This is a genomic window from Nostoc sp. DedQUE08 (genome assembly GCF_034530895.1).
Lineage (GTDB): Bacteria > Cyanobacteriota > Cyanobacteriia > Cyanobacteriales > Nostocaceae > Nostoc.
On record NZ_JAVRCD010000056.1, the window covers coordinates 45,900 to 54,732 of the forward strand.

At 42.5% G+C, this 8,833-nt stretch carries 9 protein-coding genes; 4 read left to right on the plus strand and 5 right to left on the minus strand.

The window, feature by feature from the left end; genetic code table 11:
• Positions 1–259: 259 nt before the first annotated feature.
• Both RMY64_RS28610 and RMY64_RS28615 read right to left on the minus strand, forming a co-directional pair.
• Positions 260–733, minus strand: coding sequence for a tetratricopeptide repeat protein (locus RMY64_RS28610; protein ID WP_322674788.1), 474 nt, complete (start codon positions 731–733; stop codon positions 260–262).
• Between the two features lie 3 nt (positions 734–736).
• Complete coding sequence (locus RMY64_RS28615; RefSeq protein ID WP_322674787.1) at positions 737–1,750, minus strand: homogentisate phytyltransferase; 1,014 nt, start codon at positions 1,748–1,750, stop codon at positions 737–739.
• Between the two features lie 208 nt (positions 1,751–1,958).
• Between RMY64_RS28615 and RMY64_RS28620 the strand changes: the two genes are divergently transcribed.
• From RMY64_RS28620 to RMY64_RS28630, 3 genes are all read left to right on the plus strand, one after another.
• A complete protein-coding gene (locus RMY64_RS28620; RefSeq protein ID WP_322674786.1) occupies positions 1,959–2,240 on the plus strand; it encodes a glutaredoxin family protein in 282 nt (93 codons plus the stop codon).
• A 53-nt stretch (positions 2,241–2,293) separates the two neighbouring features.
• Complete coding sequence (locus tag RMY64_RS28625) at positions 2,294–3,793, plus strand: UDP-N-acetylmuramoyl-L-alanyl-D-glutamate--2,6-diaminopimelate ligase (protein WP_322674785.1); 1,500 nt, start codon at positions 2,294–2,296, stop codon at positions 3,791–3,793.
• A gap of 227 nt (positions 3,794–4,020) precedes the next feature.
• Positions 4,021–5,481: a DICT sensory domain-containing protein gene (locus RMY64_RS28630; protein ID WP_322701769.1), complete on the plus strand. Its 1,461-nt coding sequence runs from the start codon at positions 4,021–4,023 to the stop codon at positions 5,479–5,481.
• 79 nt (positions 5,482–5,560) lie between these two features.
• Here RMY64_RS28630 and RMY64_RS28635 read toward each other — a convergent pair whose 3' ends face one another.
• The 3 genes from RMY64_RS28635 to mnmE form a co-directional block, all read right to left on the minus strand.
• Positions 5,561–6,115: a Uma2 family endonuclease gene (locus tag RMY64_RS28635; RefSeq protein WP_322701770.1), complete on the minus strand. Its 555-nt coding sequence runs from the start codon at positions 6,113–6,115 to the stop codon at positions 5,561–5,563.
• Positions 6,116–6,205: 90 nt separating this feature from the next.
• Complete coding sequence (locus tag RMY64_RS28640) at positions 6,206–6,721, minus strand: GNAT family N-acetyltransferase (RefSeq protein WP_322701771.1); 516 nt, start codon at positions 6,719–6,721, stop codon at positions 6,206–6,208.
• A 60-nt stretch (positions 6,722–6,781) separates the two neighbouring features.
• On the minus strand, positions 6,782–8,176 hold the full coding sequence (gene mnmE, locus RMY64_RS28645; RefSeq protein ID WP_322701772.1) for a tRNA uridine-5-carboxymethylaminomethyl(34) synthesis GTPase MnmE: 1,395 nt from the start codon (positions 8,174–8,176) through the stop codon (positions 6,782–6,784).
• A gap of 275 nt (positions 8,177–8,451) precedes the next feature.
• Between mnmE and RMY64_RS28650 the strand changes: the two genes are divergently transcribed.
• Positions 8,452–8,652: a hypothetical protein gene (locus tag RMY64_RS28650; protein ID WP_322673224.1), complete on the plus strand. Its 201-nt coding sequence runs from the start codon at positions 8,452–8,454 to the stop codon at positions 8,650–8,652.
• Positions 8,653–8,833: the final 181 nt, after the last annotated feature.

Sequence of the window (8,833 nt, forward strand, 5' to 3'; positions counted from 1 at the left end):
AGACATGATATAATTTAAAATTCACAATATTTTTTCTTATAAAGCCTAAATGAATTAATTGTAGCTATGAAGCTTGTGGCGCATCCGATCGCAATTGTAAGGGCTGTGAAGAGAGCGGTCAAACTTGCGGAAGTTGCAGACATAATTATGGTATACAATAGTAAATTACCAAATAAAAACCATTCTCACCATAATGATGGGAATGGCAAAAATTAGGAGACACAACAGGAAAATTTAATCTCTGCAACTCTCATTAAAGTTAAGATTCGCTTGACTTAGCACTCATTTTATCTAATAGTTGAGTGATTTTTTTAGCTTTTTCAGGTTGGCGCTGTTTTTGTAATAAATCTTTAGCTTGTTGCAGGTTAGTTTTAGCTTCTTCTTCTCGCTCTTGCTGCATGAGAATATTTGCCAGCCGCAAGTAAGCATCAGGATTTTTCGGACTGCGGCGAATTACTTCCCGAAATAATTCTGTTGCTTCTTCTACTTGTCCTTGCTGGTTTAAAACATCTCCCAAAAACAAGCGCACTACGTCATTTGTAGAGTTGATGGAAATCACTTTGCGAAAAGCTGCTTCTGCACCTTGGTAATCTTTTGCTTGGGCAAGATTGATACCTTTTTGAAACAAATCTGAGGTAATCAAAGTTTTCCAAGCGAAATAGCCAAGGATTGACAGACTCAGAACAACTACAACAGCAGCGAGAATCGAACTAGTAGGAAAGGTTTCTAGCATTGTCTAAGCCAAAAGACAGGCGATAGGAAAAATCAGATATTCCATAAAAAAGAGTTTCCAGATAAATTGGTAGAATTGAGCGATCGCACTTTTCTCTTGTAAGTCTACCGTCAAACTCCGTAACCACAGCCAAGCCAACAGCCCCAAATGAGTAACTACCAGGAATATAGCGTTAACTGAGGCGACGTGTAGCACCCCAACCAGAATTATTCCCAGATAACAGGCAGTTATTACCCAAAGAGATAGATTGAACACAGCTTGAGGGCCAAGTTTGATAGTGAAAGTAGTAATATTGTAGAGGCGATCGCCTTCCATATCGGGGATATCTTTAAAGATAGCGATCGCAAAGGTAAACACCAAAATAAATAACGTCAGCACCCATACCACAGGCGGAATTGTTTGGCTTTGTTGCAACGCCCAACTGTAATGCAGATATAGCCCTAAGTTAACAATCGTACCGCGCACCGAAAAAATACACAGCGCCGCCCAAATCGGAAACTGTTTTAAGCGAATTGGCGGTAAAGAATAAGCAGTACCAATGGCCAAACTAATTGCTACCATACCCAATAAAAACGGGCCAGTTAGCCACGCCACAACCAGCGCCAAAATCCCAGTAGAAGCAACAATTAATTGCCCAGTTTGCTGAGAAAACTCACCAGACGCTAAGGGTAAATGAGGCTTATTAATCTTATCAATTTCTACATCTTCTAATTGATTCAGCCCGACAATATAAACATTGCCACACAGACAACCAATCCATGCACCAAAGACAGGGAATACAGAATACGTAGAGACAAGATTCATCGCGTTTGTAGAGACGCGATTCATCGCGTCTGTAGAGATATGATTAATCGGGTCTCTACTGATGGCAATGGCAATTAAATATAAACCCAAAACACTCAGACTTGTACCAATAATTGTGTGAGGGCGAGAGAATTTCCAGAAGGCGTATAACCACTGGAAATATGATTGAACAGGTTTGCCTGTTAAAGGGCTGTTTTGAGAACTTTGGCTCATGAGTAGCTTAAATACAGTATTCTGGTTGGTTGTTAATCATTGTCACAGAATTTGGTCATTAGACTACTTTCATGAATCAATGAGCTTTCATCCTTCTACTTCGTGCCCTCTGCTGTGGCTGCGACAAGCCGTTCGCGTAGCGTCTCCGACAGGAGAAGCGTCTACGTTATTCTAAACTTATAACTTCTTGCGCCAACTCATATCAAGAATGCGACTAATTTTATACAGTAAACCCGGCTGTCATTTATGTGAAGGCTTGCAAGAAAAGCTAGAACAAATCCAAAATCTCAGTTTCGAGTTGGAAGTTAGGGATATTACAACTCGTGAAGATTGGTTTGCTGCGTATCAGTATGAAGTGCCGGTGCTTTATTTATCGAACCGCAGAGGCGCAGAGGGCGCAGAGGGAAGTGAGAAACCATTGCCGCGTCCTTCTCCTCGTGCTAACGTGCAGCAATTGGAGCAAATGTTGCGTAAATATTTAGCCAATTAGAAAAAAATAATGCAGAATAAGCGCAAGATCAAGAATGTGACGAGGTTCACAAAATGAAATTGCGGGAATTACTAACAGCGGTAGACAGTGTTGAGCAATTGCCTAGTTATCCAACTTTAGAGGATGTGGAAGTTAGGGGTTTAAAGACGAATTCCCATGCTTGTCGTGTGGGTGATTTGTTTATTGGGATGCCAGGAACGCGGGTTGATGGTGGGGAATTTTGGCAAAGTGCGATCGCATCAGGGGCTGTCGCTGCGATCGTTTCTCCCGAAGCTGCACAAAAAAATCCTCCCACAAATCAGGCTGTGGTCATTAGTGCAAGTAACATCACTCAAGCTTGTGCGCAGATAGCCAGTGCTTTTTACGGTTATCCAGGGCGAAAACTCAAGTTGGTAGGTGTGACTGGTACAAATGGCAAAACTACAACTACTCATCTAATTGAATTTCTCCTCAACAAAGCTAATTTAGCTACAGCTTTGATGGGAACTCTCTACACTCGTTGGGCAGGTTTTGAGCAAACTGCTGCCCACACTACACCCTTTGCAGTGGAACTGCAACAGCAGCTAGCAGAAGCTGTAAAGGCTGGTAGTGAGTTTGGGGTGATGGAAGTCAGTTCTCACGCTTTGGCCCAAGGTAGAGTGTTGGGTTGTGAATTTGAGGTAGGGGTATTTAGTAATCTTACTCAAGACCATCTCGATTATCACAGCGATATGGAAGATTACTTTGCTGCCAAAGCGTTATTGTTTAGTCCTAATTATCTCAAGGGACGGGCAATAATTAATGCTGATGATTCCTACGGGAAGCGGTTAATTGCCTCGTTAGATTCCGAACGCGTTTGGAGTTACAGCGTCAACGACAACAGCGCTGATTTATGGATGAGCGATTTAAGTTACCAGCCAAATGGTGTTAGTGGGACATTACATACACCAAAAGGTGATGTGGCTTTTCGATCGCCCCTAGTCGGACAATATAATTTAGAAAATCTTTTAGCAGCCGTAGGAGCAGTTTTGCACTTAGGGCTAGATTTACAGTTAGTGGCAGCTGTGATACCTGAGTTCCCTGGAGTTCCCGGACGGATGGAACGGGTACAGATTAGTACTGAGCAAGATATTAGCGTGATTGTGGATTATGCCCACACGCCCGATAGCTTAGAAAATTTATTGAAAGCTGCGCGTCCGTTTATACCTGGAAAAGTGATTTGTGTATTTGGTTGTGGAGGCGATCGCGATCGCACTAAGCGCCCAAAAATGGGTAAAATTGCTGCTGAGTTAGCTGATGTGGCAGTGGTGACATCAGATAATCCCCGCACTGAAGATCCAGAAAGGATTTTGCAAGATATTTTAGCGGGAATAGCTGATACAGTGCAGCCAAGAGTAATTTGCGATCGAGCGATCGCAATTCGTACCGCTATTTTACAAGCACAACCCGGTGATGGAGTATTGCTTGCTGGTAAAGGTCACGAAGATTACCAAATTCTCGGCACCGAAAAAATCCATTTTGACGACCGAGAACACGCCCGCGAGGCTTTACAGCAAAGACTTAACGTACAATAATTTGGGCATTGGAAGAGGCAGGGGAGCAGAGAGGCAGAGGGGCAGAGGAGAAAAACTTACTGCAATTTCTTCCCTGCTCCCCTGCTCCCCTGCTCCCCCATCCCCTCGTGGATAGAGTTTTTTATAGTTAATGTTTTTTTCCGTGGTGATTTTGTAAAAAATGCACATATAAAGGTGAAAATCGAAGACAGAATTATTTCTTGCTTCATCCAAGTTGTGCTTGACTCATGAATGTTTCTCTGGCTAAGGATCTGTCTGTTTATCAACTGGTTATGGGAGTGCAAGCGCCTCCGAAACCATTGTCCCTCAGTCCTGCTACTCTGCTATCACTGGTGAGAGCGCAAATTGACTTACTCATTGAGCAGCAAATTGCAGCCACTCTCTGGGTGAAGCTACCACCAGATAAAATTTGGCAATCAGAATTAGCGCGTTATCAATCCTCGGTAGGTGCGTCTAGTCTCATTTATAGTTGCCAGATTGACGAGAGTAGGAAAAGGGAAGCAGGGGAAGATAAGGAAGAGGGAAGATTAAATATCTCCTCATCTCCTTCATCCCCATCATCTAATTATGTCCCCGTTCATCTACCACCAGATAGCCAAATGCGGCGGGAAAACTTTCTGATGGTGTTATCGCCACAGTTTTGCAGTTTAATTTTGGCTCATCGACCACTTAAAAAACGTAAAAATCAGACATCGGGGAAGGTAAATACTAATAAAAACCAGCCATTGCTGATTATAACTACTGTTGAGGGGAGAGTAATTCAGCAAGTATTAAATAGTATCCAACAGGCGATTGCACCAGAATCATCTTCAATACCTGCTAGTTTTATTTGTCCAACCGTGCCCCAACCTGCACTGATGAATCAACTGTTGGCAAAACAACTCCTCCGACAAGATGAAATTAATCGTCAAATCATCACAGTACGTACTAATAAGTTGGAACAGCAAAATCAAGAACTGCACAACAAAGAGCAACTCAAAGATGAATACCTGAAAAATGTCTGTCAGGAACTACGTATACCTTTGACACACATGAAGACAGCACTTTCGTTATTAAATTCCCCTAATCTGAAACCCCCGCAACGACAACGTTATTTACAGATGTTAAATACCCAGTGCGATCAGCAAAATTCCCTGATTACTGGTTTCTTGGAACTGGTGCAGCTAGAACAGAATTTTAACGGGACGACTTTGGAGTTGGTGCGTCTCTCAGATATAGTACCTGGAGTAGTTAGTACTTACCAACCTGTAGCCCAAGAAAAAGGAATTATGCTAGCCTACACCGTACCGACTGAACTCCCATCTGTTTGGTGCGTGACTGGTAAGCTAAGGCAAATTGTGATTAATCTGTTGCACAACAGTCTTAAGTTTACTCCTAATGGAGGTCAAGTATGGGTGCGTGCCCGTAATCAAGGCGATTATGTCCAATTAGAATTCCGCGACACAGGTATCGGTATTGCGGAAAACGAAATTCCCAAAATTTTCGATCGCTTTTATCGCGTGCGTACAACAGCAACCGAAGATAATGGCGGTGCTGGGTTAGGGTTAACGATAGTACAGCAATTGCTGCTGCGCTGTGGTGGATCTATTTCTGTAAAAAGTAAATTATCTGAAGGTTCTACTTTTACAGTGCAACTGGCAACTGCTGGTAATATGCCAAGAGCGATCGCGACAGAAAATGAGTTATGAGTTATAAGTTATGAGTTATGAGCGATCGATTTATAATTCATAACTTATAACTCCTACGCCCTTTCCATAATACGCTGTACTAGGTCTTACTTATAAGGCGCTCAACTCGGACGGATACATCAGGAAAGGCTAGGGGTGAAATAGTACCTGTAGTTAGTGTCAGTTCGGTCTTGTATTCCCCATTTTCTAGGTCACGAAATACTTTTAACTGCGGAGTCTTCAGGTTGACAACCCAATATTCAACAATACCAGCCTCAGCGTAGATGTCTTTTTTGTCACCTAAATCTTTGCTACTAGTGGCTTTGGAGAATTCAATTACCCAAAAGATATCTTCTGGGTAAGGATGGTGTTCTAAATAGACCTTACCTAAAGGTTTGACAATCGCAACATCGGAAGCAGGTTCTGAATCGTTGGGTAAGGTAACGGGTTTTGCATCGCGGATTTTTACCCGTTCACCGAGCAGTGTGCGAAGATAATCAGCTGCTTCTGTGTTGTAGTAAGCGTGAGATTCTCGTTCTGGGGGCATAACAATGAGGTCGCCGCGCAATAGTTCAATGGGCTGGTCGTCAAAAATACCTGCCTCTATTGCTAGGTGATAACGTTTAATTGTCCATTTATAGGTAGTTACGGTCATAATCCTTATTTAGCCTTTTTTCTACCACTTAGACAAGAGGTTTACTTTGATTTTAGAATGAAGCACTCGCTAGCTCATCAGACATTGTTTTTAGGACTTACGCATTTTATACATTGGAGGTATTTGATATTCGTAGCGAGAGACAAAATAAGCACCAACTTGTTTGTCGCTGTGATGACGGAAACCAAAACGTTCATATACTGCTCTGAGGCGTGGACGTGAAGCGTCGCAATCTAGACGTAAATAATGTCTGCCAAGTTTTTGTGCTTGTTCAACAGCCCAAGCTAGAAGTGCTGAAGAGACTTTACCGCCGGAGTAATGCCGTCGAACTGCAAGACGATGTACAAATGCTGAATCTTCCTGAGAAATGTCAGGCCAGAAAAGTAAATCTTCTAGTTGAAACTTGATTGTACCGGCTGGTTCACCTGCCCACTCAGCAATAAAAAACAAGCCGTTAGCAACATCTTTAGAGATACTTTTTGGCGAAATCTCACTCTCATGCCACAGAGGTCTACCACTCTGCTGGAGCCACAAAGCTGCTTCTAATAGCACATCCGAAACGATCGCCGTATCTTGTATGGTTGCTTGACGAATTGAGATGTACATTTAGTTATCAATCGAAGTTTGAGTAAAAGAACAGTAAAATTCAACAAAAATTTTTATAGTTTATTTACCAATACAAAATCTACTAAAAATCCTCTCTAAAACGGATTCTGTTACTTCTTCTCCAGTGATTTCTCCTAAAGCTTGAATCGCACCTCGTAAGTCAATTGTCCAAAAATCCAGAGGTAACTGCTGGGTAATTGTCGCTTGCACCTGTTCTAAAGACATTTTAGCTTGAGTTAAGGCTGCTGCCTGCCTTTGGTTAATGGCTAAATCCATATCAGCAGCTTGCACTTTTCCAGATTGAACTATTTTTAAAATTGCTGTTTCTAAAGCTTCAATACCTTGATTTTGGGCTGCGGCTGTGACAATTTTGGATTTTGGGTTTGAGATTTTAGATTGAAGAGTTGTTCTTTCGCTTTCTTGCAATAAATCGATTTTGTTAATTATTATAATCAACGGACGATGTTGTACCTCTTGATAAATTTCTTCATCGCCTTCTGTCCAACCTGCGGAAGCATCGATGGTAAGCAAGACTAAATCAGCTGCATTGGCAGCACGACGCGATCGCTCGACGCCAATTTTTTCCACTTGGTCTGTTGTTTCCCGAATCCCTGCTGTATCTAGCACTTGTACGGGAATTCCGCCAACAACTAACTGAGATTCAACAACATCGCGGGTTGTACCTGGTAAATCAGTCACAATGGCGCGATCGCTCCGGCTCCAAGCGTTCAATAAACTCGACTTACCCACATTCGGACGCCCGACAATTGCCACTTTTAAACCAGTGCGTAGCAACTCACCTCGATCTTTGGTTTGCAATAACCTAGTTATTTCTGCGGCAATTTTATCGATTGCTGATATTATTGCTTTATCATCCAACGGAGGTAAGTCTTCCTCAAAATCAATCCGAGCTTCGATTTCTGCCAAAATATCTAAACAGTTAGCGCGTAACTGCCGAATCGGATGAGCTAATTTTCCTTGTAAACCAGCTAAAGCACTTTGAGCAGCTTGAGGCGATTTAGCTCCGACTAAATCAGCAATACCTTCGGCTTGAGTTAAATCTAATCGTCCATTCAAAAAGGCGCGGAGAGTAAATTCTCCAGGTTGCGCTAGTCTAGCGCCATTTTCTAAACACAGTTGCAACACCTGCTGCACTGCCATAATTCCCCCGTGGCAATGGAATTCCGCTACATCTTCACGGGTGTAAGAACGGGGTGCTTTCATCATCAACAATAGGGCTTCATCCACTATTTGTCGCGTCTGGGGATGGCGAATGTAACCATAGAGAATCCGGTGACTTTCCCAAACTTGTCGCCCTGGTGTATGAAAGAGACTTCGGGCGATTGCCATTGCTTGAGAACCGGATACCCGCACAATCCCAACACTACCCTGTTGGGGGACAACAGCAGTGGCGATCGCGGCTATAGTTCCAGTAGTAGCAAACAGTTCTGACATGAGCGCCCTTTATAAAAGTGAGGAGTGAGGAGTGAGGAGTTAGGAGTAAAAATCATAACTCATAACTCATAACTCATAACTTCATAACTCATAACTTTCACTCATAACTCATAACTTTCTAAATAGTGAGTATTTAGACTAATGAGATACCAACTGGCAAGGTAAAATTTACCTGTAGGTCATGCCTGATAGTAAAGAGTTAACAGTGAAGAGTTAGAGATGAAAATCATGACTCACAACTTATAACTTATAACTTTTAGAGAGAGGAATGTACTGTGGAGCAAAAGATTAACTGCGCTGTAGCCTGTGTTAATGGGTGTGTTTTAGGGGATAAATGCCCTAATACCGAGTTTAGAGAGTCAGCCGCAAAATTTATTGAAGAGACTCCCTTAGAGAAAATGCTGGAGTTGGCACAAGAACGTCTGCAAAAAAAAATGATGGAACCGCCAAAATGGGTTTTTCCTGAAGATCCATAGCATTTGAGCTAACAGGCACAAGCAAGACAGCGTGGAAGTTAAATTGTATCTTTACCCCACCCTAACCACTGCTTGAATTCAACAAACGATCGCCCGAATTCAACAAACGATCGCCCGAATTCAATCAACGATCGCCCGAATTCAACAAACGATCGCCCGAATTCAATCAACGACCGCCCGA